Below are 24,364 nucleotides of genomic sequence, written 5' to 3'. Positions count from 1 at the left end.
CCCCCCTTCCACGCTACAATCCCGCCAGCCTAAAACCCCCAATTCCCACATGGCCAATCTGATCTTCGCACTAGCCGCCTACCTGATCGGCTCCATTTCCTTTGCCGTCGTGGTCAGCAAGGCCATGCGCCTGCCCGATCCGCACACCTATGGCTCGGGCAACCCCGGCGCCACCAACGTGCTGCGCAGCGGCAACAAGAAAGCCGCGATCCTGACGCTGATCGGCGATGCCTTGAAGGGCTGGCTGGCGGTCTGGCTGGCGCAGCGCTTCGGCCCGGCGTACGGGGTCGACGACACGGGCATCGCGCTGGTGGCGGTAGCGGTGTTCCTGGGCCACCTGTTCCCGGTGTTCTTCCGCTTTGCCGGCGGCAAGGGCGTGGCCACTGCGGCCGGGATCCTGTTTGCCATCGACCCGCTGCTGGGCGCGGGCACGATGGCGACCTGGCTGATCGTGGCCTTCTTCTTCCGCTACTCGTCGCTGGCGGCGCTGGTGTCGGCGGTCTTTGCGCCTTTCTTCTACGTGCTGATGTCGGGTGTGGACGTGATCGCCGGCGCGGTATTCGCGATCAGCGTGCTGCTGGTGGTGCGGCACCGCGCCAACATCGAAAAGCTGCTGGCTGGCAAGGAAAGCCGTATCGGCGAGAAGAAGAAGGCGCCCGGCGCCTGAACGCCGAATCAGACAGGAAAAAGCCCGCACGATGATGCGGGCTTTTTTATGCCGGCTGGCAAGTGGCTACGGCAGCTTGCTGAGGATGCCGTTCATCTCGTCAGCGGAGAAGGCGCGCAGCGTCTGGCTGCGGACGTTGCCCGCCATGCCCAGGGCCAGGCCGAATGCGGTCATGGTGGCCTCGTCAGGCGCGCTAAAGGTCGCTACCAGGTCATATTGCCCGAGGGTCCAGAAGATATCCTTCATTTCAATGCCGCTGGCCTTTGCCATTTCGCGAACAGCCGCGGCGCGCTTGGTTGTGTCCTTGACGGTACGGATTCCCTGGTCGGTGAAGTTTAGAAGCGTGACGAACGTTGCCATGATGCGTCTCCTGATCAACTGGATTGGCGCTACGCGTTGCCAAAGCGCATAGAGCAACTACTCGCAGCAAGCTGCGTACCACGCGAGCCAGCATATGGCCCGCGTGGCCATGTCGTCAGCCGACAGCCCCCGCGCAGGGGAGAACCGCATGAATGTGTTCCAGATCTGATACGTGCCGGGACGCCGCCGTGCGGCGGCCTGCGGCCTGCGCTCAGGCCGCTTGTGCCAGCGCCGCGAACGGAAACACCATTTCCACCCGCAAGCCGCCCTCGTCCCGGTTTGCCAGCACCAGGCGGCCGCCCGCCTGGCGCACCAGCCGGTCGACGATGGCCAGGCCCAGGCCCGAGTGCGCATTGCCGCCGCGCGCCGGGTCCAGCCGCACGAACGGCAGGGTGACCTTTTCCATGGCATCGGGCGGAATGCCTTCGCCATGGTCCTCCACCACCATGTGCCAGCCATCGGCCTGGCGCGAGGTGCTGAGCAGCACCGGCGCCGCGCCATAGGCATAGGCGTTGTCGACCAGGTTGCCGACGATACGGTCGAGCTGGGTGGCGATCATGCGGAAGCCCTCGCCTGCCATCAGCGAGACCTCCACCGACTTGTCCTGCTCGGCCAGCGAGGCGGCCAGCTCGCCGATGCGGCGATCGACCGGCACCGGCCGCGCCACGGGTTCGCCGCTCTGCGCGAAGGTCAGGAATTGCTCGACGATGGCGGACATGGACTCGACATCGCGCGTGACGCCGGCCGCGGCCTTGGGGTCGGCCAGCATCTCGGCGCGCAACCGCAGCCGCGCCAGCGGCGTCTTGAGATCGTGGGCGATGCCGGCAAGCATCGTATTGCGCTCCTGGTCGATGCGGGTCAGGTCAGCCATCATGCGGTTGAAGCGCACGATCAACTGGCGCAGCTCGTGCGGGCCGCGCTCACGCAGCGGCTTGACGGTGTGCTGGCGCGACAGCTGCTCGGCCGCGGCGGCCATGTCGCGCACCGGGCGCTGGATCTGCCAGGCAATCAACAGGGCCACGGCCATGGCTACGCCGACCACCAGGATCACGCCAGGCAGCAGGCGGTTGTCGGGCGGCGGGTTGACCACCCACAGCGCCGGCATCGCGATCCAGTCCTGCCGGTGCGGCAGCTTGACCCAGATGCGCGTGGTCTGGTCCTCCTCGAGCCGTACCTGGGTCCCGGGTGGCATGCGCTGGGAAAATTGCTCGACCAGCCGGCGCGCCCGGCCCTTGGCCGCCACCGTATGCTCGGCCGCGCTGGCCTCGCTGGCCACCTCCACCAGGCTTGGCAGCTTGATGGGCGGCTGGGCGGCAAGCGCGCGCTGGATGCTCTCGAACTGGAACATCATCTGCTCCACGGAGTAATCCACCTGCTGCTGGCGGCGATCCATGCGCAGGATGGCGAGCCAGGAGAAATGGCTCAGCACCAGCACCGCTGCGATCAGCAGCGCGATGCGTCCGAACAGCGTATCGATGCGCAGCTTCATTGGGCAATGTCTTCAGCTTCGTCGGGCACGAAGGTATAACCGCGCCCCCGTACCGTCTGGATGTAGCGGGGCCGTTGGGCGTCTTCGTCCAGCAGGCGGCGCAGGCGCCAGATCTGGACGTCGATGCCGCGGTCGCTGATACCGCTCGCGGTGCCGTACATCAGCTCCACGATGCGCTCGCGCGACAGCACCTCAAGCGGGTGCATCAACAGCAGCTTGAGCAGCGCGAACTCGGTATCGCTGATCGCCACCGGGTCGCCGCTGCGCACCAGCGAGCGCTGGCGGAAGTTGACGCGGAATGGCCCGAAGGCCATGCCCTCGCGGTCTTCCGGCGCGGCCGCGGGGCGGGCCAGCTTGCGGCGCAGCACGGCGTTGATCCGCGCCAGCAGCTCGCGCGGCGAGAATGGCTTGCCGAGATAGTCGTCCGCGCCGATCTCCAGCCCGACGATGCGGTCGATCTCGTCGCTGCGCGCGGTCAGCAGGATCACGGGAATGTCGTCGTTCTTGGCACGCAGGTTGCGCAATGCGGTCAGCCCATCCACCTTGGGCATCATCAGGTCGAGCACGACCAGCGCGGGGCGCTCGCGCTCCAGGCGTGCCTGCAAGCCTTCGCCATCGTGCAGCACGGACACGGCAAAGCCCTGCTGGGAGAGGTATTCGCGCAGCAGGTCGCGGAGTTCGGGGTCGTCGTCCACGACGAGGATCTGGGTAGGCTGATTGGCTCGCATAGGCAGATGATAGCTAGGCTGGGCGCGGCAATCCGGGCGAATTGTTTCAGGGCATTACACCCGGGCTGCTGGTAATGATCTGTAAGATTGGCCGCCCGCGCTGAAACATGGGCGCCGCCAAGGCGCATTATGCTTCGCTTATGTTGCCGTTGCCGGCGGTCGCCGGACAGGACGGCCCCGCCCGACGCCGCCCGGCCAGCGCGTAATCGCGCATGAAGCCGCGCATGAAGCCACGTGCTGCCAGCGGCACGTGCCGACGGCATTGCGGCATACTTCTGCCTCTCATACCCCGAAAATCGTTCGAACGCGTCGTTGTTGACGCGTCGCTCCCAGGATCCGGTCATGGCCAACCCCGAAGAACATCAACCGGCTAAGCTGCCACCGCCGCCCAAGGCTGCCTCGCGCCGCCGCAAACTGATCGCTGCCGCGCTGATCCTGCTGCTGGCCGGCGGCGGCTGGTATTGGTACAAGCATCGTACGCCCGCCGCCGGCCCCGCAGGCGCGCCCGGTGGCGCTAACGGCAGCCGTGGCGGCCCCGGTGGCCCCGGTGGCCCGGGCGGCCCTGGGGGTCCCGGCGGCCAGCGCTCGCCGGTGGTGGTCAGCACCGTGGCCAAGCGTAATATGGACGTCATCCTCAACGGCCTGGGCAATGTCACGCCCGTGGCCAATGTGACCGTGCGGGCCCAGGTGTCGGGGCCTCTGCTCAAGGTCCTGTTCAAGGAGGGCCAGATGGTCAAGGCCGGCGATGTGCTTGCCGAGATCGACCCACGCCCGTTCCAGGCCACGCTGGACCAGGCCGTGGGCACGCTGGCGCGCGACCGCGCCCTGCTGGAAAACGCCCGCCTGGACCAGAAGCGCTACCGCACCCTGCTCGGCCAGGACTCCATCTCCAGCCAGCAGGTAGACACCCAGGACGCCCTGGTGCGCCAGTATGAAGGCGTGGTCAAGACCGACCAGGCCAACGTGGACAGCGCCCGCCTGCAACTGGGCTACACCCGCATCATCGCGCCGGCCTCTGGCCGCATCGGCCTGCGCCAGGTCGACCCGGGCAACATCATCAGCACCAGCGACACCAACGGCATCGCCCTGATCACCCAGATCCAGCCAATCGCGGTGCTCTACACCATTCCCGAAGACAACCTGCCGTCGGTGCTCAAGCGCCTGCACGCGGGTGAGACCATTCCCGTCCAGGCCTGGGACCGCCAGGCCCGCAACCGCCTGGCCGATGGCACGCTGCTGACCACCGACAACCAGATCGACACCACCACCGGCACGGTCAAGCTCAAGGCGATCTTCCAGAACCAGGACGGCCTGCTGTTCCCGAACCAGTTCGTCAACATGCGCACCAAGGTGGACACGATCGAGGACGCCACCGTGGTACCGGTGGCGGCAATCCAGCGCGGCCAGCAAGGCACCTTTGTCTATGTGGTGGACGACACCAGCAAGGTCAAGGTCCAGGTGGTCGCGCTCGGCACGAGCGACGGCGATCGCACCGTGGTGACCAAGGGCCTGCAGCCCGGCCAGCGCGTGGTGGTCGACGGTGCCGACCGGCTCAAGGAAGGCATGACGGTGGAAACCGTGGACCCGGCGGCGCGCGCCGCCGCGCTGGTGCCAGCCAGCGCGCCGCGCGGGCGCGGACGGCGCCGCGATGGTGGCGCCAGCGGCGCGGCCGGCGCTTCCGGCGTGCCGGGCGCCTCGGGTGCGCACGGTGAAGGGCGGCGTCACCGCGACGGCGCGAGCGCGGCGGCAACGGATGGCGGCGGCAGCGCTGGCGCCCCGGCGGGCGCGGCGCCCCAGCGGCCGCAGTAAGGACCCAGCATGAATCCCTCACGCCTGTTCATCGAGCGGCCGGTCGCCACCGCGCTGCTGATGGTCGCCATCCTGCTGTCGGGCCTGGTGGCCTTCAAGCTGCTGCCGCTGTCGGCGCTGCCGGAGGTCGACTACCCGACCATCCAGGTCACCACGCTGTATCCGGGCGCCAGCCCGGATGTGATGACTTCGTCCATCACGGCACCGCTGGAGCGCCAGTTCGGCCAGATGCCGGGCCTCAAGCAGATGTCGTCGTCGTCCTCGGGCGGCGCCTCGGTGATCACGCTGCAGTTCGAGCTCACGCTGTCGCTGGACGTGGCCGAGCAAGAGGTGCAGGCCGCCATCAACGCCGGCGGCAACCTGCTGCCGGCGGACCTGCCGATGCCGCCGGTGTACAGCAAGGTCAACCCGGCCGACGCGCCGATCATGACGCTGGCCATGACGTCCGACACCATGCCGCTGCCCAAGCTGCAGGACATGGTGGACACCCGCGTGGCGCAAAAGATCTCGCAGCTGCAGGGCGTGGGGCTGGTGAGCATCAGCGGCGGGCAGCGCCCGGCCGTGCGCATCCAGGCCAACCCGACCGCGCTGGCCGCGCTCGGCATGTCGATCGATGACCTGCGCACGGCGATCGGCAGCGCCAACGTCAACGGCGCCAAGGGCAGCTTCGATGGCCCCGCGCGCGCCTCCACCATCGACGCCAACGACCAGCTCAAGTCCGCCGACGAGTACCGCCAGATCATCGTGGGCTACCAGAACGGCGCGCCGATCCGCATTACCGATGTGGCCAACATCGTCGACGGGCCCGAGAACAGCCGCCTGGCGGCCTGGGCCAACGACAAGCCGGCCATCGTGCTGAGCATCCAGCGCCAGCCCGGCGCCAATGTGATCGAGGTGGTGGACCGCATCAAGGCCCTGCTGCCGCAATTGCAGAACGCGCTGCCGGCCTCGGTCAAGGTGCAGCTGCTGACCGACCGCACCACCACCATCCGCGCCTCGGTGCGCGACGTGGAGTTCGAGCTGCTGCTGGCGGTCGCGCTGGTGGTGATGGTGATCTTCGTCTTCCTGCGCAATGTGCCCGCCACCATCATCCCGGGCGTGGCGGTGCCGCTGTCGCTGGTGGGCACCTTCGGCGTGATGTACCTGGCGGGCTTCTCGATCAACAACCTGACGCTGATGGCGCTGACCATTGCCACCGGCTTCGTGGTGGACGATGCGATCGTGATGATCGAGAACATCATGCGCTACATCGAGAAGGGCGACTCGCCCATGGAGGCGGCGCTCAAGGGCTCCAAGCAGATTGGCTTCACCATCATCTCGCTGACGTTCTCGCTGGTGGCCGTGCTGATCCCCCTGCTGTTCATGGGCGATGTGGTCGGGCGCCTGTTCCGCGAGTTCGCCATCACGCTGGCGGTGTCGATCCTGATCTCGGCGGTGGTCTCGCTGACGCTCACGCCGATGATGTGCGCGCGCCTGCTGCACCATGTGCCCGAAGAGAAGCTCTCGCGCTTTCACCGCGCCACCGGCCGCTTCTTCGACAACGTGATCGAGCGCTACGGCCGCGCGCTGGAATGGGTGCTGGACCGCCAGAAGCTCACCTTGCTGGTCGCCGTCGGCACCATGGTGCTGACCGTGCTGCTGTACATGCTGGTGCCCAAGGGCTTCTTCCCGGTGCAGGACACCGGCGTGATCCAGGGCATTACCGAAGCGTCCCAGACCACCTCGTTCCCCGCCATGGCAGCGAAGCAGCAGGCCGTGGCCAAAGTGGTGCTGGAAGACCCGGCGGTGGAGAGCCTGTCCTCCTTCATCGGGGTCGACGGCACCAATACCACGCTCAACGCCGGGCGCCTCTTGATCAACCTGAAGCCCAAGGACCAGCGCAGCGACTCCATCGAGGACGTGACGCGCCGCTTGCAGGCCGCGGTCGACAAGCTTGGCGGGGTTTCGCTCTACACCCAGCCGGTGCAGGACCTGACCATCGAGGACCGCGTGTCGCGCACGCAATACCAGTTCACCGTGCAGGACCCGGACCCCGCCACGCTGGCCACCTGGGTGCCGAGACTGGTCGAGCGCCTGAAGCTGGAGCCGGAGCTGCGCGACGTGGCCAGCGACCAGCAGAACAACGGCCTGCGTGCCTATGTGGATATCGACCGCGACGCCGCGGCGCGCTTTGGCATCACCACCGCGGTGATCGACAGCGCGCTGTATAGCGCCTTCGGCCAGCGCCTGGTGTCGACCATCTTCACGCAGTCGAGCCAGTACCGCGTGGTACTGGAGGCCATGCCGCAGTTCCGCACCGATCCGCAGTCGCTGGCGGAGCTGCGCCTGCCCTCCTCCTCCGGCGGGCAGGTGCCGCTGGGCGCGTTCGCGCGCATCAGCGAGCGCACCGGGCCGCTGGTGATCAACCACCAGGGCCAGTTCCCTTCGGCCACCATCTCGTTCAACCTGGCACCGGGCGAATCGCTCGGCGCCGCGGTCGACAAGATCGCCAAGGTGGAGCAGGAAATCGGCCTGCCAATCTCGATGCAGACTGACTTCCAGGGCGCCGCGCTGGCCTTCCGCGCTTCGCTGTCCAACACGCTGTGGCTGATCCTGGCCGCGGTGATCACGATGTACATCGTGCTGGGCGTGCTCTATGAGAGCACCATCCATCCCGTGACCATCCTCTCCACCCTGCCCTCGGCCGGCGTGGGCGCGCTGCTGGCGCTGCTGGTCTCGGGCCAGGACCTGGGCATCATCGCGATCATCGGCATCATCCTGCTGATCGGTATCGTCAAGAAGAACGCCATCATGATGATCGACTTCGCGCTCGAGGCCGAGCGCGAGGGCGGCATGGCGCCGCGCGAGGCGATCTTCCAGGCCTGCCTGCTGCGCTTGCGCCCCATCCTGATGACCACGATGGCGGCCCTGCTGGCGGCGCTGCCGCTGATGCTGGGCACCGGCATCGGCTCGGAGCTGCGCCGCCCGCTGGGCATCACCATGGTGGGCGGCCTGCTGGTCAGCCAGGTGCTGACGCTCTTCACCACGCCAGTGATCTACCTGGCGTTCGACAGCGTGGCAACGCGCCTGAAAGCCTGGCGCCAGCGCCGGTTTGGCGACGACACGGGTGGTGGCGCAGGTGGTGGCGCAGGTGGCAGCGCGGGTGGCAATGAAGCCGGGCACGCTCCGGAGCCGAGGCCGTAATGAACCTGTCGGCCACTTTCATCCATCGCCCGGTCGCCACCGCGCTGCTGACCATCGGCATCCTGCTGGCGGGGCTGGCGGCGCTGCGGCTGCTGCCGGTGTCGCCGCTGCCGCAGGTGGATTTCCCCACCATCTCGGTGTCCGCCTCGCTGCCCGGCGCCAGCCCCGAGACCATGGCCGCTACCGTGGCCACGCCGCTGGAGCGCGCCCTGGGCGCCATTGCCGGCGTCACCGAGATCACCTCCAGCAGCTCGCTGGGCTCGACCCGCATCACGCTGCAGTTCGAGCTCTCGCGCGACATCGACGGCGCCGCGCGCGACGTGCAGGCCGCCATCAATGCCTCGCGCGCCACGCTGCCCACCAGCCTGCCGAGCAATCCGACGTACCGCAAGGTCAACCCGGCCGATGCGCCGATCATGATCATCGCGCTGACCTCGCCCACCATGACGCGCGGCCAGCTCTACGATGCGGCCTCGACCATCCTGGCGCAGAAGATGTCGCAGATCGAGGGCGTGGGCCAGGTCACCATCGGCGGCTCGTCGCTGCCGGCGGTGCGGGTGGAGCTCAACCCCACGGCGCTCAACAAGTACGGCGTCTCGCTGGAGGATGTGCGCAACACCATCAGCGCCACCAACGCCAACCGTCCGCTCGGCTCGCTCGAGAACACCACCACCAACTGGCAGGTCTACGCCAACGACCAGGCCATGAAGGCGGCGGACTACATGCCGCTGATCATTCGCTACGCCACGCCGGGCACCTACTCGTCGGCCTCGGCCGGTGCGCTGATCGCCAGCACGGCCAACGCCACCGCGGGCGGCGGCGTGAGCACCAAGACCGTCAACGGCGTCACCACCACCACGCTGACCACCAGCAGCGGCACCACCACCATTACCACCGGCGCCACCGGCGGCAACAGCAACAGCGGCGGCCCGAACTCCTTCGCGGTGCCGATCCGGCTGTCGGACGTGGCGCGGGTGACCGACTCGGTGCAGGACATCCGCAACGCCGGCTCCGCCAACGGCCAGCCCTCGGTGCTGCTGGTGCTCAACCGCTCGCCCGGCGCCAACATCATCGAGACGGTGGACCGCGTCACCGCGATGCTGCCGTCGCTGCAGCAGATGATCCCGCCCGCCATCAAGATGGAAGTGATGATGGACCGCACCCCCACCATCCGCGGCTCGCTGCGCGAGGTGGAGCACACCCTGATGATCTCGGTGGCGCTGGTAATCATGGTGGTGTTCCTGTTCCTGCGCAACGTGCGCGCCACGCTGATCCCTAGCGTGGCGGTGCCGGTGTCGCTGATCGGCACCTTCTCGGTGATGTACCTGGCCGGCTTCTCGCTCAACAACCTGTCGCTGATGGCGCTCACGGTCGCTACCGGCTTCGTGGTGGATGACGCCATCGTGGTGCTGGAGAACATCTCGCGGCACATCGAGGAAGGCATGAAGCCGCTCGAAGCCGCGCTCAAGGGCTCGCGCGAAGTCGGCTTCACGGTGCTGTCGATGAGCTTGTCGCTGATCGCGGTGTTTATTCCGCTGCTGATGATGGGCGGCATCGTCGGGCGGCTGTTCCAGGAGTTCGCCATCACCTTGTCGGTGGCGATCCTGGTATCGCTGGTGGTCTCGCTCACGGCCACGCCGATGATGTGCGCGCGCCTGCTCAAGCCGGTGCCCCCCGAGCGCCAGGGCCGCCTCTACCGCGCCAGCGAGCGGGTGTTCGCCTGGATGCACGATGGGTACTCACGCACGCTGGCGGTGGCGCTGCGCCACAGCGGACTGGTGTGGCTGGTGCTGCTGGCCACCATCGGCCTCAATGTCTGGCTCTACATGATCGTGCCCAAGGGCTTCTTCCCGCAGCAGGATACGGGGCGCCTGATCGGCTTTATCCGCGCCGACCAGGCCACCTCGTTCCAGGCCATGCGCCCCAAGCTGGATAACTTCATCAAGATCGTGCAATCCGATCCGGCGGTGGTCAATGTGACGGGCTTCACCGGCGGCTCGCAACGCAATACCGGCCAGATGTTCGTCACGCTCAAGCCGATTTCAGAGCGCGATTCGGCCGACGCCATCGTGGCCCGGCTGCGTGTCAAGCTGGCCAAGGAGCCGGGCGCGAGCCTGTTCCTGACCTCGGTGCAGGACATCCGCATTGGCGGGCGCCAAAGCAGCTCGGCCTACCAGTTCACGCTGCAGTCGGACGACCTCGACGTATTGCGCGAGTGGGAGCCCAAGGTGCGCGCGGCCATCTCCAACCTCAAGGGGCTGGAAGACGTCGACACCGACACCAACGACAAGGGCTTGCAGACCTCGGTGATCATCGACCGCGACACCGCGTCCAAGCTCGGCGTCTCCGCGCAGCAGATCGATGCGGTGCTCAACGATGCCTTCGGCCAGCGCCTGGTGTCCACCATCTACAATCCGCTCAACCAGTACCGGGTGGTGATGGAGCTTAGCCCCGAGTACCTGCAGGGCCCGCATGCGCTCCAGGATATCTACGTGGTCACGGGCGGCGGCAGGCGGGTGCCGCTGTCGGGCTTCGCGCGCTTCGCGCCCACCAGCACGCCGCTGGGCGTCAATCACCAGGGCCAGTTCGCGGCCTCCACCATCTCCTTCAACTTGGCCGAGGGCGTCTCGCTGTCGCAGGCGACCGACATGGTCAAGGCCGCGATGGCGCGCATCGGCGTGCCGGAGACGTTGCAGGCCAACTTCCAGGGCAGCGCCAAGGCCTTCCAGGATTCGCTCAAGAGCCAGCCGCTGCTGATCCTGGCCGCGCTGATCACCATCTATATCGTGCTCGGCATGCTGTACGAGAGCTATGTGCATCCGCTCACCATCCTGTCCACGCTGCCGTCGGCCGGCGTGGGCGCGCTGCTGGCGCTGCTGGCCTCGGGCACGGACTTCAGCATCATCGCGCTGATTGGCGTGATCCTGCTGATCGGCATCGTCAAGAAGAACGCCATCATGATGATCGACTTCGCCATCGACGCCGAGCGGCGCGAGGGCCTGTCGCCGCGAGACGCCATCTACCGCGCCTGCCTGCTGCGTTTCCGCCCGATCCTGATGACCACCATGGCCGCCCTGCTGGGCGCGATACCCCTGGCGATCGGCCACGGCGACGGCGCCGAGCTGCGCGCGCCGCTGGGCATCTCCATCGTCGGCGGGCTGGTGGTCAGCCAGTTGCTGACGCTGTACACAACGCCCGTGGTGTACCTGACGCTGGACCGCTGGCGCCTGAAGGTGAAAGCCTGGCGCCAGCGCCGCTCCGCCGTGCCTGCGGCCACGGCCAGCCTCGAACCCTGAATGCGATCCATGAACGCTTTTCTTCGCCTCCCCGCCCTCTCCGTCCCCGCGACCGTGCTGACGGTAGCCTGCGCCCTGCTGCTGGGCGGCTGCGCCGTGGGTCCCGACTACAAGCGGCCGGACGCGCCCAGCACCCCGGCCTTCAAGGAAGCCCCCGCCGACACCTCGCAGTGGGGCACGTGGAAGCCGGCCGAGCCACAGGATGCCAGCGCGCGCAGCAACTGGTGGGCGGTGTTCAGCGATCCGGCACTCGACACGCTGATGTCGCAGGTGCAGGTATCCAACCAGAACATCAAGGCGGCCGAGGCGCAGTACCGCCAAGCGCTGGCCGCGCTGCAATCGGCGCGCGCCGGCTACTTCCCCACGCTGGGCGCATCGGCCGGGCTGAGCCGCGCGAGCGGCAGCAGCGGCCTGATCAGCAATAGCCAGAACGCCACGCTGTCGGCCAGTTGGGAGATCGATGTGTGGGGCCGCGTGCGCAGGCAGGTGGAAAGCAGCGAAGCCAGCGCGCAGGCCAGCCAGTCCGACCTGGCTTCGACCTTGCTGTCGACCCAGTCCACGCTGGCGCAGAGCTATTTCCTGCTGCGCATCGCCGACCAGCAGAAGGCCTTGCTTGACCGCACGGTCGTCGACTACGAGAAGTCACTGCAACTGGTACGCAACCAGTACGCAGCCGGCACCGCCCAGCGCTCCGATGTGCTGCAATCCGAGACCCAGCTCAAATCCGCGCAGGCACAGCAGATCGATATCCAGATCACGCGCGCGCAGCTCGAGCACGCCATCGCCATCCTGACTGGCAAGCCACCGGCCGACCTCTCCATCGCGCCGCAGGACTATGCCGCCGCCGTGCCGCGCGTGCCTGTCGCGGTGCCGTCGGCGCTGCTGGAACGCCGGCCCGATATCGGCGCGGCCGAGCGCCGCATGGCCGCGGCCAACGCGCAGATTGGCGTAGCCCAGGCGGCTTATTACCCGACGCTGTCGCTGTCGGCCACCGGCGGGCTTTCCGCCGGCACGCTGGCGCGCTGGCTGTCGCTGCCGGACCGCGTGTGGTCGATCGGCCCGGCGCTGGCCGGCACGCTGTTCGACGGTGGCCTGCGCAGCGCGGCCAAGGCGCAGGCGGTGGCGGCCTACGACCAGACCGTGGCCAACTACCGCCAGACGGTGCTCGCCGCGTTCCAGGAGGTCGAGGACAACCTGGCCGGCGCGCGCCTTCTGGAGCAGGAAAGCGTGGTGCAGAACGACGCGCTGCGCTCGGCGCGCGATGCGCTGGCCTTGGTCAACAACCGTTACCGCGCTGGCACCGCCAGCCTGCTGGACGTACTGACGGCGCAAACCACCGCCTACACCGCGGAGCGCACCTACCTGACCATCGTAGGCCGCCAGTACACGACCAGCGCGGTGTTGATCAAGGCGCTGGGCGGCGGTTGGCATATCGAGACGGAGAGCGCGTCGAATACGGCGCCAGCTGGCACAGCACCCGGCGGCTCGGCAACGCAATAGCAAATGGCAAATGGCAAATGGCAAATAGGAACTGGCAAAGGGTGGCGGGAGCCTTCGCACCGCCCTATGCCGGCGCGAAGCGCACCCGCACCAGCAGGCCCCTGCCCTGCGCGCCATCCAGCAGCGCCAGCGACGCGCCATGCGCCACTGCGATGTCGCGCACGATGGTCAGGCCAAGCCCCGAGCCAGTGGGAGCCGCCTCACCGGGCGCCTTCAAACCCGCCGCCTTGCCGCGGTAGAACGGCTCCAGCACCGCCGCGCGTTCCGCGGCGGGAATGCCGGGGCCGTCGTCCTCCACTTCCAGTACGACCGCCTCGCCCGCGCGCAAGACACGCGCCGTGACCATGCCGCCCGATGGCGTATAACGCAGCGCGTTGTCGACCAGGTTGGTCGCCAGCTCGTGCAGCAGATCGGTGCCGCGCACTGGCTGCGCGCCCTCGCCTTCGAAACCCAGGTCGATGCGGCGCGCACGCGCGGCGGGCGTGAGCTCAAGGCAGACCTCCTTCACCAACGCCGCGAGGTCCAGCGCGCGCGGCGCCTCGGCCCCGCCGTGCGCGGCGCGCGCCATCGACAGCAGGCGGTCGGCCAGCGCGGCCATGCGCGCGGTGCTGTCGGCCAGGCCCTGCGCGATGCGCCGCTGCTCGTCGGGATCGTGCTCGCGCGCGGCCAGCTGGGCCTGCGTGTGCAGCACGGCTAGCGGCGTGCGCAGCTGGTGCGCCGCGTCGGCAATAAAGCGGCGCTGCGCGGCAAGCACCTGTTCCAGCCGCGCCATGTAGCCGTTCATGGCCTCCACCAGCGGCGCGGTCTCGCGCGGGGCGCTGTCGAGCGGCAGCGGCGTGGTGGCGCCGGGCTGGCGTTGCGCCACCGCTTCGCGCAGCGCATCGAGCGGTGCCAGCGCGCGCCGCGTGAACAGCCAGATCACCAGCACCGCGGCCAGCACCAGCATCAGCTGGCCCCACAGCACATCGAACAGGATGTTGCGCGTCAACGCCTGGCGTGAGTCCAGCGTCTCGCCCACCTCGATCAAGGCCATGCCGCCGCGCGTGCCGCTGGCGTCCATCACCGGCTGGCGCAGCGCGGCAATGCGGATCGGCTGGCCACGGTAGGTGCGGTCGTAGAAGCTCACCAGCGCGGGATACAGCTTGGTGCGCGGCTGGCTGGCATCGAATGGCGGCAGGTCGTCATAGCCCGAGACGAACTCGCCATGCACGCCGCTGACGCGGTAGAACATGGTGGCGTTCATGCCCACCTCGAAGGTATCGAGCGAGATATACGGCACGTCCACGCGCACGCCTTCGGGGGTCAGCGTGATGCGCTCGGAGATATTGCGCGCCGATGCCAGCAAGGTGCGGTCATAGGCCTGGTTGGCGGATTCCAGCGCGTTGGAGTAAGCCACCACGCCGTACGCGGCCTGCAGCGCCAGCATGGGCGGGATCAGCCACCACAGCAGGCGTGCGCGCAGGCTGGTGGCGCGCTTGCGCGGCTCAGCCAACGCTGGGCTCCAGCACGTAGCCCAGCCCGCGCAAGGTCACGATGGCGGCGCCCGAGCCTTCGAGCTTGCGGCGCAGGCGATGCACGTAGACCTCGATCACATCCGGCTGGGTGTCGTCGGCCAGGGTGAAGATACTGGCGTAGATGCGGTCCTTGCTGACGGTCTTGCCGGGCGGCGTCATCAGGATCTCCAGCACCGCATGCTCGCGCGGCGTCAGCGCCAGCGGCACGCCGCCCACCTGGAAATGGCGCGACACCGTATCGAACCCCAGGCCGCCGCACACCACCAGCGGCGCCTCGGTCTGGCGCGCGCGGCGCAGCAGCGCCTTCACGCGCGCCTCGAACTCGGCCAGGTCGAAGGGCTTGGCCATATAGTCGTCGGCACCCAGGTCCAGGCCCTTGACCCGGTCGCCCACTTCGCCGCGCGCGGTCAGGATCATCACCGGCACGCGGCAGCCGCGAGCGCGCAGGCGCGCGAGCAGGTCCAGGCCGTCGCGGTCGGGCAGGGTCAGGTCCAGCAGCACCAGCGCGTAGTCACTGCCGGCCCCGCCCGCGCTGCCGGCGTGCGTGCTGAACAGCAGGGATTCCGCACTGGCCGCGTCGGCCGCGCGCTCCACGGTGAAATGCAGCGCGCGCAGCGCCTGCATCACCCAGGTGGCCAGTTCATCGTGGTCCTCGACCAGCAGTACTCTCATGGAAGGGTGTTCTCCTGCTTCTTGGCGGCGTTTTGTTATGCCTGATTTTCGCATTGGCGGCCAGCGGATTTGTTTGGGATTTCCCGGTAAGCTGTCTGCCGTCCAATTGCCCCCGGGGGAGAATCGATGCGCCACGTCCTGGCCGCCCTGCGCTTTGCCTGCGCCGCGCTCGCCCTTGCCGCCGCCTGCGCGCGGCCGGCGGCCGCCGCGTCGGAATGCATCGTGCCCGCCAAGCCCGGTGGCGGTTTCGACCTGACTTGCAAGCTGGCGCAGCGCGCGCTGCTCGAAGCCGGGTTCACCGAGCAGCCGATGCGGCTGGCCTACGTGCCGGGCGGCATCGGCGCGGTGGCCTACAACAGCATCGTGGCGCAACGCCCCGCCGAGCCCGACACCATCGTCGCCTTTTCAGACGGCTCCCTCCTGGCGCTGGCCCAAGGCAAGTTCGGCAAGTACGGCGCGGCGGACGTGCGCTGGGTCGGCGCGCTCGGCACCGATTACGGCGTGATAGCGGTACGCGCCGATTCGCCCTTCAAGACCCTGAAGGACCTGGTGGCCGCGCTCAGGTCGGATCCGGACCAGGTACTGTTCGGGGCCGGCGGCACCATCGGCAACCAGGACTGGATGAAGGCCGCGCTGGTGGCGCGGCAGGCCGGCGTGGGCTACAAGCGCATGCGCTTCGTGGGTTTCGAGGGTGGCGGCGAGGCCTTCACGGCACTGCAGGGCGGGCACGTCCAGGCGGTGTCCGGCGACGCATCGGAGGCCGCCATGCAGCTCGGCGCGGGCGGCATCCGCATCCTGGCCGTGCTGGCGGCGCAGCGCCTGCCCGGCAGGCTGGCCAGCGTGCCCACCGCGCGCGAGCAGGGCTTCGACATCGTCTGGCCCATCCTGCGCGGCTTCTACATGGGCCCCAGGGTTTCGCAGGCCGACTACCAGCGCTGGGCCAGCCGCTTCGCACGCCTGCAGGCCAGCCCGGCATTCGCCCGGCTGCGCGCGGAGCAAGGCCTGTTCCCCGCCGACCTGGGCGGCGCTGACCTGGATACCTATGTGCAGCGAACGGTGCAACGCTATAGCACGCTGGCCAAGGAATTCGGGCTGACCCGATAGCGCCGATAGCTCCGAAGAGCTGCCAGTACCGCTACGGCCGGGCGGGCACCTCGGGACGCGGCAGCGGCTGCTTGCTCACCCGCTCCTTGAGCCAGGTGGCAGCCTTGCCAAGCGGCCGCTGCTTGTGCCACACCAGCTCCATCGCCACCGGCCAGTCCTGGTCGTCGAACTCCAGCGCGGGCGACACCAGTTGCGTGCCCGCCGGCGAGTTGGCCGCCACGTGCCAGGGCACGAAGGCCCAGCCCAGCCGGCGCTTGACCAGCTCAACGATGACCCACTGGCTCTCCACCCACCAGACCTCGGCGGCCACGCGCAGCCGCATTTTTTCCTCGCTATCGGTACGGGTGGCCACCATCAGCTGCCGGTAGCGCTTCAGTTCCTCCCAGCCCACGCGCTGGTCCGCAAGCGGATGGTCGGGGGCACAGATGATCCGCATCGGCACCCAGCCCAGCGCGCGGAAACCCAGCTCCGGCGGAAGCACCTCCTGGCGCCACATGATTCCCAGGTCGGCGCAACGCTCCAGCACCAGCCGGCTGACGTCTTCCATCAAAGGAAACAGCAGCTCCAGCTCCACCGCCGGGAAGCGCGCGGAGAACTCCTCCAGCATCACGCCGAGGGTTTCCTCCGGATAGAGTTCGTCCACCGCCAGCACCAGGCGGCTCTCCACGCCCTCGCCCAGGCTCTTGGCCACGCCACGGAAATGCTCGCAGCGCTCCAGGATCACGCGCGCCTCGGCCAGCAGGCGTTCGCCCGCGGCGGTCAGGGTGGGATAGCGCCCGCCGCGGTCGAACAGCTGGTTGCCCAGGTCGATCTCGAGATTGGACACGGCCGCGCTGACTACCGACTGGGCCTTGCCCAGCCGGCGCGCGGCGGCGGAGAAAGAGCCACATTCGGCGGCTGCGGCAAAGGCCTGCAATTGTTCGAGCGAGAGGCTCATGTCGATTCCTTGGGAAGGGCCGTTACCCATCCATCGTTTTTAGCGATAGAACCTAACTTTACCATCTCAGAATACTCGATAGAATGCCCTACATTCACACGCCAGACAGGAAGTATCATGCGCAGCACCAAGGACAGGATTCGTCACACCATCGGCTTTGAAGTGATCGGCTTGCTGATTGTCGCGCCCGTGGGCAGCTGGGTCTTTGGCTTCGCCCTGCACCAGATCGGCATCCTCGCCGTGGTGGCGTCGTTGATCGCCGCCGGCTGGAACTACCTCTACAACGTGCTGTTCGACAAGGCCATGCTGCGGTTCACCGGGCAGCTGCGCAAGCCGGTGGCCGTGCGGGTGCTCCACGCCATCCTGTTCGAACTGGGCCTGCTGGTGGTGTTCCTGCCGATGGTGGCGTGGTATCTCGACATGAGTCTCTTCGATGCCTTCATCATGGACATCGCCCTGGCGGCCTTCTACGTGCTCTATGCGTTCGTCTACAACTGGGCCTACGATGCCGTGTTCCCGGTGACCAACGCCGCGGGGCAAAGCGGGAATACCGCAAAGGCGGTCGCGAAGTCTGCTTGCTGACCTGGCGATCAGGCAGCAAAAAGCGGATGCCGACGGCATCCGCTTTTTGCTTTCTGGCCAGCCACTTCGCATGGCTGCGCGTGGCTGCGTTGTTCCTTGCCGGCGTCCTTACCGGCGTCCTTACCGGCGTTCGGGCGTCGCCACGTTGCCAACCACACCGCCCAGCGCCGCGCCGCCGATGGTGGCCGCCGGGCCGCCGATCAGTGCCGCGCCAGCCACGCCGCCAACACCTGCGCCGATGGCGGTATTGCGCTGCTTGGGCGTCATGTCGGCGCAGCCCGCCACGCTCAGCAGGGTGGCAAGCAGGATAGACAGGGTTACGGTACGCATGATGAGGCTCCTTTTGGGATTTGTTTTGCGCCTGGCAATGCACCCAGGCATCGTTATCGCGTTTACCGCAAGGTCCATGCTTTGCGGGAGGTAGATTCACTATGGGACCCGGGGCCGCTCCGCGGAACCGGGGCTTGGCCGAACATCGTGTCAGCGGATTCCCACAAACCCCGTGCTCAGGACGTGCATGCGGCGCCTGCTTGCGGGTTTCCCCGCACGCCGCCGATCTTGAAGCCTTCGCGCATTTAGTTATACTCTATAACAATATTGCCAGTGGCCGCCGGCTCCGCATGGAGCACCCGCGCGGCCCGGGAATTCCATAACAAGCCGTGGAGACAACACCATGAAGATCGCGATTGCCGGTGGCGGCATCGGCGGCCTGACGCTGGCACTGCTTTGCCACCGGCACGGCATCGAGGCCGAGGTCTGGGAAGCCAGCGAGACGCTGCGCCCGCTCGGCGTGGGCATCAACCTGCTGCCGCACGCGGTGCGCGAGCTGTCCGAGCTGGGACTGCACGATGCACTGGCCGAGCTGGCGGTGCAGACCTCGTCCCTGTCCTACTACAACAAGCTTGGCCAGCGCATCTGGCACGAGCCGCGCGGGCGCGCGGCGGGCTACGGCCAGCCGCAGTTCTCCATCCATCGCGGCGAATTCCAGATGTTGCTCTACCGCACCGTGGTGGAGCGCCTGGGCGCCGAGCGCGTGCATGCCGGCCATACGTTTGAAGCGGTCACGAGCACCGGCGCGCGCGCGGGCGATCCCGTGGAGTTCACGCTGCGCCGGCGCAGCGACAACGCGCAAGTCACGGCGCGGGCCGATGTGCTGGTGGGCGCCGATGGCATCCACTCCGCCGTGCGCCGCCACTTCTATCCGCAGGGCGACGCGCCGCGCTTCTCGCGCCGCACGCTGTGGCGCGCGGTCACCGAGGCGCCGCCGTACCTGGATGGCAGCTCGATGTTCATGGCGGGCCACCAGGACCAGAAGTTCGTGGCCTACCCGATCTCCGAGCCGCTGCGCCGCCAGGGGCGCTCGCTGGTCAACTGGATCGCCGAGCTGCGCGTGCCCGACAGCGCGCCGGATACCCCGCCGCGCAGCGACTGGAACAAGCAGGTCGACAAGTCCGTGTTCCGCGAAGCCTTTGCGAACTGGCGCTGGGACTGGATCGACATCCCCGCGCTGATCGACGGCGCGCAGGCCATCTACGAATTCCCCATGGTCGACAAGGACACGCTGCCGCGCTGGACCTTCGACCGCGTAACGCTGCTGGGCGACGCCGCCCACCCGATGTACCCGATCGGCTCCAATGGCAGCGCGCAGGCCATCCTCGATGCGCGCTACCTGATGGACAGCCTCCTGGCCAACGGCGCGCCGCGCGACGCCTGCGGCACCGGCCATGCGCTGCGCGAGTACGAAGCGGAACGGCTGCCGCGCACCGCGGCCATCGTGCTGCGCAACCGCATGAACGGGCCCGAGCAGGTCATGCAGCTGGCCGAGCAGCGCGCGCCACAGGGTTTCAGCGATATCGAAACCGTGATCCCGCGCACCGAGCTCGAAGCGATCGCGCTGCGCTACAAGCAGCTCGCCGGCTTCGACCGGCAATCGCTGCAGGCGCCGCCGCGCTAAGCGGGCCGCGCGTCTCTGTGATTGCGCCAGTCCGTCGTATCATGCCCCCCGACCGGCCCTGAGAAGCCGGCGTCATTCGAAGAAAAGGAGACATCGTGCCGCGCCCCAGCTCTACACGCTCTACACGCTCTACACGCCCTACACGCCCTACACGCCCTTCACGCCTTACCCGCCTTGCCACGCCCGCCAGCCGCCTTGCGCTCGCCGTCACCGCCAGCCTTGCCGCCGCGCTCGGCGCCGCGCCCGCGCTTGCCGACGTGACGGTCGGCGTCAGCATCGCGTCGACCGGCCCCTCGGCCTCGCTCGGCATCCCGCAAAAGAACAGCATGCCCTTGCTGCCGGAGACCATCTCCGGCGAGAAGATCCGCTATATCGTGCTGGACGACGGCTCCGATCCCACCCAGGCCACCAAGGTGGCGCGCCGCTTCGTCAGCGAGGACAAGGTCGACATCATCCTCGGCTCGTCGGCGGTGGCGCCATCGATCGCGATTGCCGAAGTCGCCGACGAGAGCCAGACCGTGCAGCTGGCCTTCTCGCCGATCGAGCTCAAGCCCGGCCGCGGCGAATGGACGTATCGCCTGGCCCAGCCGGTCAAGCTGATGGCCGAGGCCGTGGCGGATGCGGCGCACGCCAGAGGCATCAAGACCATCGCCTTCATCGGCTTTGCCGACGCCTACGGCGAGACCTGGCTCAAGGAGTTCACCACCGCCGCCACCGCGCGCGGCATGCGCCTGGTGGCCACCGAGCGCTATGCGCGCTCGGACACCAGCGTGACCGCGCAAACGCTCAAGCTGATCGCCGCCCGCCCCGACGCGGTGCTGATCGCCGGCGCCGGCACCGGCGCGGCCCTGCCGCACACCACGCTGCGCGAGCGCGGGTACGCGGGCCCGGTCTACCACACGCATGGCGCGGCCACCAAGGACCTGATCCGCATCGGCGGCAAGGCCGTCAACGGCTCCATCCTGCCCGCCGGGCCGGTGATCGTGGCCGAGCAGCTGCCGGACAGCGCGGCCACCAAGAAGCCGGGGCTGGACTACGTGGGCCGCTACGAGAAGCAGTACGGCCCCGACACCCGCACCCAGTTCGGCGCCCACCCCTACGATGCGGGCCTGGTGCTGCAACGCATCGTGCCGGTGGCGCTCAAGCAGGCCAAGCCAGGCACGCCGGAGTTCCGCCGCGCGCTCAAGACCGCGCTGGAGAGCGAGCGCAATATCGTGGTGTCGCATGGCGTGCTGAACTACACAGCGCAGGATCATTTCGGCTTTGACACCCGCGGCCGCGTGATGCTGACCATCGACAACGGCAACTGGAAGCTGCTGAAATGACCGCGCCCGCCGCACCCTTTGCCATCGCCGCCCTGCCCACGCCCACGCTGGAGCACGTGGCGGACTTCAGCTTCCGGCTGGCGCCGGTCACCGAGGTGGGCGCGAGCGCGCTGGGCAACCGGCGGGTCATCCCCATTCTCGACGGCGTCGTTTCCGGGCCGCGCCTGCAAGGGCGCATCCTGCCAGGCGGCGCGGACTTCCAGCTGGTGCGCCACGACGCCGGCAACGGCATCGTCGTGGCCGACATCGAGGCCCGCTACGTGCTGGAGACCGACGACGGCGCGCGCATCTACATCGTCAACGCCGGCGTGCGCAGCGGCCCCGCCGAGCTGATCGCGCGCCTGGCCGGCGGCGAGATCGTCGACCCGCGCCTGATCTATTTCCGCACCGCACCCCGCTTCGAGACGGCGGCGCCCGGCTACGACTGGCTCATGCAGCACCTGTTTGTCGCCACCGGCGCCCGCTATCCGGACCGGGTGGAAATGCGGTATTTTCGCGTCGTATAGGCGGCCCGGTTATTCAGGCCCCCATCGCCACCCACATCCATCGACCGACGCCCAGGCATCATGACCACAACCAAGGCGCGAGCGCGCCGCAGCCGCGACGCCCTCGCCCCCGATCCCGCCGGCGCCAGCCAGGCGGCCGATGCGCCCGGCGGATTCGACCCGCATATCGCCAACGTCGACTACGGCGTGCTGGACGACCTGGTCGGCTACGCCATCCGCCGCGCGCAGATCCGTATCTACGAAGACTTCGTGCAATCGCTGGCGCAGTGGAACATCACGCCGCCGCGTTTCTCCGCGCTCGTGATCGTCTCGCGCAATCCGCTGCTCAAGCTCACCGAGCTGGCCAGCATCCTGGGCATCGCGCGCTCGGGCGCGGTGCTGCTGGTCGACGCGCTGGAAGACATGAAGCTGGTGGCGCGCCGCCCGGCGCCGCACGACCGCCGCGCCTACAGCCTGGTGCTGACCCCGGCGGGACGGCGCACACTGGAAGCCACCACCGCCGCGGTGTGCGCGCACGATGCGCGCGTCGCGGCGGCATTGTCGGTGCAGGAACAAGACACGCTGCGCACGCTGCTCGGAAAGCTCGCGCCTCCGCAGGCGATCGGCGCGGCCCACTTGGCCCATTCGGCTCATTCGGCCCATTCGGCAGATCCCACAAACGCCGCAGAAGACTAGACAGGTTTTCTGCGGAAAAACCTGCGGAAATCGAATGGCGGCGTCATCCGCGCCCAGGCCCATGCGTTAACATGGGCACCATGCCGAATCGCCCTTCCCCAATTCTTCACCGCCTGCTGCCGCTTTGCGCCGCCGGGCTGTTGTGCATCAGCGGCGTGAGCACCGCCGCCGCCAAGACCCCCGCTCACAAGACCAAGGCCACCCACGCCGCGACCGAGTCCGCCGAGCCGCGCTCAGGCCTGCCAGGCAGCGTAACGGCCGCGCTCAAGCGCGCGCATGTGCCCGCCTCGGCCACCAGCTTCTACGTGATCAAGGTCGGCGCGCAGGCACCCCGCGCAAGCTGGAACGCGCAAACGCCGATGAACCCGGCTTCCACCATGAAGCTGGTCACCACCTTCGCCGGGCTACAGCTGCTTGGCCCCAGCTACCGCTGGCAGACCGCGCTGTACGCCGACAACCAGCCAGGCGCCGACGGCACCGTCAACGGCAACGTCTACCTGCGCGGCTATGGCGACCCCAAGCTGGTGCCGGAAGAAATGGCCAAGCTGGTCAACACCGCCCGCACCGCGGGCGCCACCACCATCAACGGCGACCTGGTGCTGGACCGCAGCTACTTCGATTCCGCGCTCGACAAGGGCGCCACCATCGATGGCGAAACCCAGCGCGCCTACAACGTCAGCCCCGACGCGCTGCTCTACGCCTTCAAGACGCTGTCATTTACCATCACGCCCGACCCGGCCAACCAGTCGGTCGCGGTATCGGTCACGCCCGCGCTGGCGCAGCTCAAAGTCGACAACCGCCTCGCGCTGTCCCACGGCAAATGCGGCGACTGGTCGGCACGCGCCCGCCCCGCCGTCACGCCACAGCCCGACGGCACCGTGCTGGCCTCCTTCGACGGCAGCTACGCCGCCGACTGCGGCGAACACGTGGTCAACATCGCCACGCTCTCGCACAACGAATTCACCTGGGGCGGCTTTGTCGCCGAATGGCAACTGGCCGGCGGCCGCTTCACCCACCAGCCAGCCCTGCGCACGGGCCGCGCCCCGCGCAACGCCTTCCTGCTGGCACGCCACTACGGCCAGCCCCTGTCGGAAATCGTGCGCGACATCAACAAGTTCTCGAACAATGTGATGGCCCGCCAGCTTTACCTGACCATCGGCGCGGAGATGGACCGCAGCGGCCCGGCCAGCACCACCCGCTCGGCCAAGGTGGTGCAGCGCTGGCTGGCGCGCCAGGGGCTGGACATGCCCGACCTGGTACTGGACAACGGCTCCGGGCTATCGCGCGAAGAACGCATCAGTGCCTACGATATGTCGCGGCTGCTGCAGCAAGCGCTGGCCAGTGAAGTCGGCCCGGTGCTGATCGATTCGCTGCCGATCCTCGGCGTGGACGGCACGCTGCGCAACCGCCTGACGCGCGCCGGCGCGGCCGGCAATGCCTACATGAAAACGGGAACGTTGAACGACGTCCGGGCCCTGGCCGGCTATGTCGATGCGCTGAACGGCGACCGCTACGTGGTGGTCAGCTACATCAACCACGCCAACGCAGCACAAGCCCGCGAAGCCCACGATGCCCTGTTGCAATGGGTGTATCAGGGCGCACCGTAAGTGGCGTGATACTGGCAGCCCGTACGGAATAAGGTGAGCTCGCGCCCTTGCGAGCGCCCACCCTCTCCCCCGGCCCCTCTCCCACGAGTGGGATAGGGGAGCAATCCAGCGGGACCAGAAACGACCTCGCCAAACCAACGATTCGGTGTAGCCGTGTTTCCCGCCCGAAGGGGCGGGAAACACCCACGGCGATGCGAAGCGAGCCGTGGAGGTTCACCCAGGCCGTATGGGGCGCCTCGGGATTCGGCGAAAAGAGCGGAAAAGAGGGACCCATGTCTGAGCATCGCCTCAAGGCGATGCGAGTTTGGGTCCCGGCCGCTCTTTTCGTCGAAGCCCGAGGGGGTAGTCGCCCCATCCGGCGCGCCTTCTTTGCCTACTTTCTTGGCAAGACAAGAAAGTAGGTCGCCGCCCCGCAGGGGTGGTGAAACTGCAGTTGAAGTTGAAGTTGAAGTTGAA

The 24,364-nt window shown here is 68.1% G+C and carries 19 protein-coding genes; 12 read left to right on the top strand and 7 right to left on the bottom strand.

Annotation, left to right across the window (positions count from 1 at the left end; translation table 11 throughout):
- The first annotated feature begins 49 nt into the window (after positions 1–49).
- Positions 50–667 carry a glycerol-3-phosphate 1-O-acyltransferase PlsY gene (gene plsY / locus A9975_RS15025; RefSeq protein WP_183033486.1) on the top strand — a complete coding sequence of 206 codons (618 nt, stop codon included), beginning with the start codon at positions 50–52 and terminating at the stop codon, positions 665–667.
- A gap of 66 nt (positions 668–733) precedes the next feature.
- On the opposite strand, the gene A9975_RS15020 is transcribed toward plsY, so the two are convergent.
- The 3 genes from A9975_RS15020 to A9975_RS15010 form a co-directional block, all read right to left on the bottom strand.
- Complete coding sequence (locus A9975_RS15020; RefSeq protein WP_150993438.1) at positions 734–1,027, bottom strand: GYD domain-containing protein; 294 nt, start codon at positions 1,025–1,027, stop codon at positions 734–736.
- A gap of 211 nt (positions 1,028–1,238) precedes the next feature.
- Positions 1,239–2,516, bottom strand: a complete 1,278-nt coding sequence (locus A9975_RS15015; RefSeq protein ID WP_183033485.1) for an ATP-binding protein — start codon at positions 2,514–2,516, stop codon at positions 1,239–1,241.
- The gene (locus A9975_RS15010) at positions 2,513–3,244 is read right to left on the bottom strand and encodes a response regulator (RefSeq protein WP_183033484.1); all 732 of its coding nucleotides are present in this window, start codon (positions 3,242–3,244) and stop codon (positions 2,513–2,515) included. Before A9975_RS15010 ends, A9975_RS15015 begins: the two co-directional genes overlap by 4 nt.
- Before the next feature lie 342 nt (positions 3,245–3,586).
- Between A9975_RS15010 and A9975_RS15005 the strand changes: the two genes are divergently transcribed.
- Genes A9975_RS15005 through A9975_RS14990 form a run of 4 tightly spaced genes read left to right on the top strand, consistent with a single transcriptional unit; the run spans position 3,587 to position 13,032 of the window.
- A complete protein-coding gene (locus A9975_RS15005; RefSeq protein WP_183033483.1) occupies positions 3,587–5,053 on the top strand; it encodes an MdtA/MuxA family multidrug efflux RND transporter periplasmic adaptor subunit in 1,467 nt (488 codons plus the stop codon).
- Positions 5,054–5,062: 9 nt separating this feature from the next.
- Positions 5,063–8,236 (top strand): MdtB/MuxB family multidrug efflux RND transporter permease subunit, encoded by a 3,174-nt coding sequence (locus A9975_RS15000; protein ID WP_255503240.1) that lies wholly within the window; start codon positions 5,063–5,065, stop codon positions 8,234–8,236.
- On the top strand, positions 8,236–11,532 hold the full coding sequence (locus tag A9975_RS14995; protein WP_183033482.1) for an efflux RND transporter permease subunit: 3,297 nt from the start codon (positions 8,236–8,238) through the stop codon (positions 11,530–11,532). Before A9975_RS15000 ends, A9975_RS14995 begins: the two co-directional genes overlap by 1 nt.
- A 9-nt stretch (positions 11,533–11,541) precedes the next feature.
- Positions 11,542–13,032: an efflux transporter outer membrane subunit gene (locus A9975_RS14990; RefSeq protein ID WP_255503239.1), complete on the top strand. Its 1,491-nt coding sequence runs from the start codon at positions 11,542–11,544 to the stop codon at positions 13,030–13,032.
- A 64-nt stretch (positions 13,033–13,096) separates the two neighbouring features.
- On the opposite strand, the gene A9975_RS14985 is transcribed toward A9975_RS14990, so the two are convergent.
- Together A9975_RS14985 and A9975_RS14980 are read right to left on the bottom strand one after the other, a co-directional pair.
- On the bottom strand, positions 13,097–14,524 hold the full coding sequence (locus A9975_RS14985; RefSeq protein WP_183033480.1) for a sensor histidine kinase: 1,428 nt from the start codon (positions 14,522–14,524) through the stop codon (positions 13,097–13,099).
- Positions 14,517–15,218, bottom strand: a complete 702-nt coding sequence (locus A9975_RS14980) for a response regulator (protein WP_183033479.1) — start codon at positions 15,216–15,218, stop codon at positions 14,517–14,519. The genes A9975_RS14985 and A9975_RS14980 overlap by 8 nt, the downstream gene beginning before the upstream one ends.
- 126 nt (positions 15,219–15,344) lie before the next feature.
- Between A9975_RS14980 and A9975_RS14975 the strand changes: the two genes are divergently transcribed.
- A complete protein-coding gene (locus A9975_RS14975; protein ID WP_183033478.1) occupies positions 15,345–16,322 on the top strand; it encodes a tripartite tricarboxylate transporter substrate binding protein in 978 nt (325 codons plus the stop codon).
- Between the two features lie 31 nt (positions 16,323–16,353).
- Here the strand turns inward: A9975_RS14975 and A9975_RS14970 are convergent, their stop codons facing one another.
- Complete coding sequence (locus A9975_RS14970; RefSeq protein WP_174425976.1) at positions 16,354–17,259, bottom strand: LysR family transcriptional regulator; 906 nt, start codon at positions 17,257–17,259, stop codon at positions 16,354–16,356.
- A gap of 117 nt (positions 17,260–17,376) precedes the next feature.
- Between A9975_RS14970 and A9975_RS14965 the strand changes: the two genes are divergently transcribed.
- Positions 17,377–17,841, top strand: coding sequence for a PACE efflux transporter (locus A9975_RS14965; protein ID WP_183033477.1), 465 nt, complete (start codon positions 17,377–17,379; stop codon positions 17,839–17,841).
- Positions 17,842–17,961: 120 nt separating this feature from the next.
- Here A9975_RS14965 and A9975_RS14960 read toward each other — a convergent pair whose 3' ends face one another.
- A complete protein-coding gene (locus A9975_RS14960; RefSeq protein WP_150992709.1) occupies positions 17,962–18,171 on the bottom strand; it encodes a hypothetical protein in 210 nt (69 codons plus the stop codon).
- A gap of 343 nt (positions 18,172–18,514) precedes the next feature.
- On the opposite strand from A9975_RS14960, the gene A9975_RS14955 reads away from it, so the two are divergent.
- From A9975_RS14955 to dacB, 5 genes are all read left to right on the top strand, one after another.
- Positions 18,515–19,795 carry a flavin-dependent oxidoreductase gene (locus tag A9975_RS14955; RefSeq protein WP_183033476.1) on the top strand — a complete coding sequence of 427 codons (1,281 nt, stop codon included), beginning with the start codon at positions 18,515–18,517 and terminating at the stop codon, positions 19,793–19,795.
- Between the two features lie 95 nt (positions 19,796–19,890).
- Entirely contained in the window at positions 19,891–21,120 is a 1,230-nt protein-coding gene (locus A9975_RS14950) for an ABC transporter substrate-binding protein (protein WP_183033475.1), read from the top strand.
- Positions 21,117–21,626: a DUF3237 domain-containing protein gene (locus tag A9975_RS14945; protein WP_150992705.1), complete on the top strand. Its 510-nt coding sequence runs from the start codon at positions 21,117–21,119 to the stop codon at positions 21,624–21,626. Before A9975_RS14950 ends, A9975_RS14945 begins: the two co-directional genes overlap by 4 nt.
- A gap of 60 nt (positions 21,627–21,686) precedes the next feature.
- The gene (locus A9975_RS14940; protein WP_183033474.1) at positions 21,687–22,301 is read left to right on the top strand and encodes a MarR family winged helix-turn-helix transcriptional regulator; all 615 of its coding nucleotides are present in this window, start codon (positions 21,687–21,689) and stop codon (positions 22,299–22,301) included.
- Positions 22,302–22,372: 71 nt separating this feature from the next.
- Positions 22,373–23,908 carry a D-alanyl-D-alanine carboxypeptidase/D-alanyl-D-alanine-endopeptidase gene (gene dacB, locus A9975_RS14935; RefSeq protein WP_183033473.1) on the top strand — a complete coding sequence of 512 codons (1,536 nt, stop codon included), beginning with the start codon at positions 22,373–22,375 and terminating at the stop codon, positions 23,906–23,908.
- Positions 23,909–24,364: the final 456 nt, after the last annotated feature.

Source organism: Cupriavidus sp. UME77, from assembly GCF_014170355.1.
Lineage (GTDB): Bacteria > Pseudomonadota > Gammaproteobacteria > Burkholderiales > Burkholderiaceae > Cupriavidus > Cupriavidus basilensis.
Note: the sequence above shows the minus strand (reverse complement) of the source record. Positions and strands in the feature narration are given on the sequence as shown.

Bases quoted from the DNA above. Each gene is read 5' to 3' on its own strand.
- plsY (WP_183033486.1), top strand. From the start codon at position 50: ATGGCCAATCTGATCTTCGCACTAGCCGCCTACCTGATCGGCTCCATT.
- A9975_RS15020 (WP_150993438.1), bottom strand. From the start codon at position 1,027: ATGGCAACGTTCGTCACGCTTCTAAACTTCACCGACCAGGGAATCCGT.
- A9975_RS15015 (WP_183033485.1), bottom strand. From the start codon at position 2,516: ATGAAGCTGCGCATCGATACGCTGTTCGGACGCATCGCGCTGCTGATC.
- A9975_RS15010 (WP_183033484.1), bottom strand. From the start codon at position 3,244: ATGCGAGCCAATCAGCCTACCCAGATCCTCGTCGTGGACGACGACCCC.
- A9975_RS15005 (WP_183033483.1), top strand. From the start codon at position 3,587: ATGGCCAACCCCGAAGAACATCAACCGGCTAAGCTGCCACCGCCGCCC.
- A9975_RS15000 (WP_255503240.1), top strand. From the start codon at position 5,063: ATGAATCCCTCACGCCTGTTCATCGAGCGGCCGGTCGCCACCGCGCTG.
- A9975_RS14995 (WP_183033482.1), top strand. From the start codon at position 8,236: ATGAACCTGTCGGCCACTTTCATCCATCGCCCGGTCGCCACCGCGCTG.
- A9975_RS14990 (WP_255503239.1), top strand. From the start codon at position 11,542: ATGAACGCTTTTCTTCGCCTCCCCGCCCTCTCCGTCCCCGCGACCGTG.
- A9975_RS14980 (WP_183033479.1), bottom strand. From the start codon at position 15,218: ATGAGAGTACTGCTGGTCGAGGACCACGATGAACTGGCCACCTGGGTG.
- A9975_RS14975 (WP_183033478.1), top strand. From the start codon at position 15,345: ATGCGCCACGTCCTGGCCGCCCTGCGCTTTGCCTGCGCCGCGCTCGCC.
- A9975_RS14970 (WP_174425976.1), bottom strand. From the start codon at position 17,259: ATGAGCCTCTCGCTCGAACAATTGCAGGCCTTTGCCGCAGCCGCCGAA.
- A9975_RS14965 (WP_183033477.1), top strand. From the start codon at position 17,377: ATGCGCAGCACCAAGGACAGGATTCGTCACACCATCGGCTTTGAAGTG.
- A9975_RS14960 (WP_150992709.1), bottom strand. From the start codon at position 18,171: ATGCGTACCGTAACCCTGTCTATCCTGCTTGCCACCCTGCTGAGCGTG.
- A9975_RS14955 (WP_183033476.1), top strand. From the start codon at position 18,515: ATGAAGATCGCGATTGCCGGTGGCGGCATCGGCGGCCTGACGCTGGCA.
- A9975_RS14945 (WP_150992705.1), top strand. From the start codon at position 21,117: ATGACCGCGCCCGCCGCACCCTTTGCCATCGCCGCCCTGCCCACGCCC.
- A9975_RS14940 (WP_183033474.1), top strand. From the start codon at position 21,687: ATGACCACAACCAAGGCGCGAGCGCGCCGCAGCCGCGACGCCCTCGCC.
- dacB (WP_183033473.1), top strand. From the start codon at position 22,373: ATGGGCACCATGCCGAATCGCCCTTCCCCAATTCTTCACCGCCTGCTG.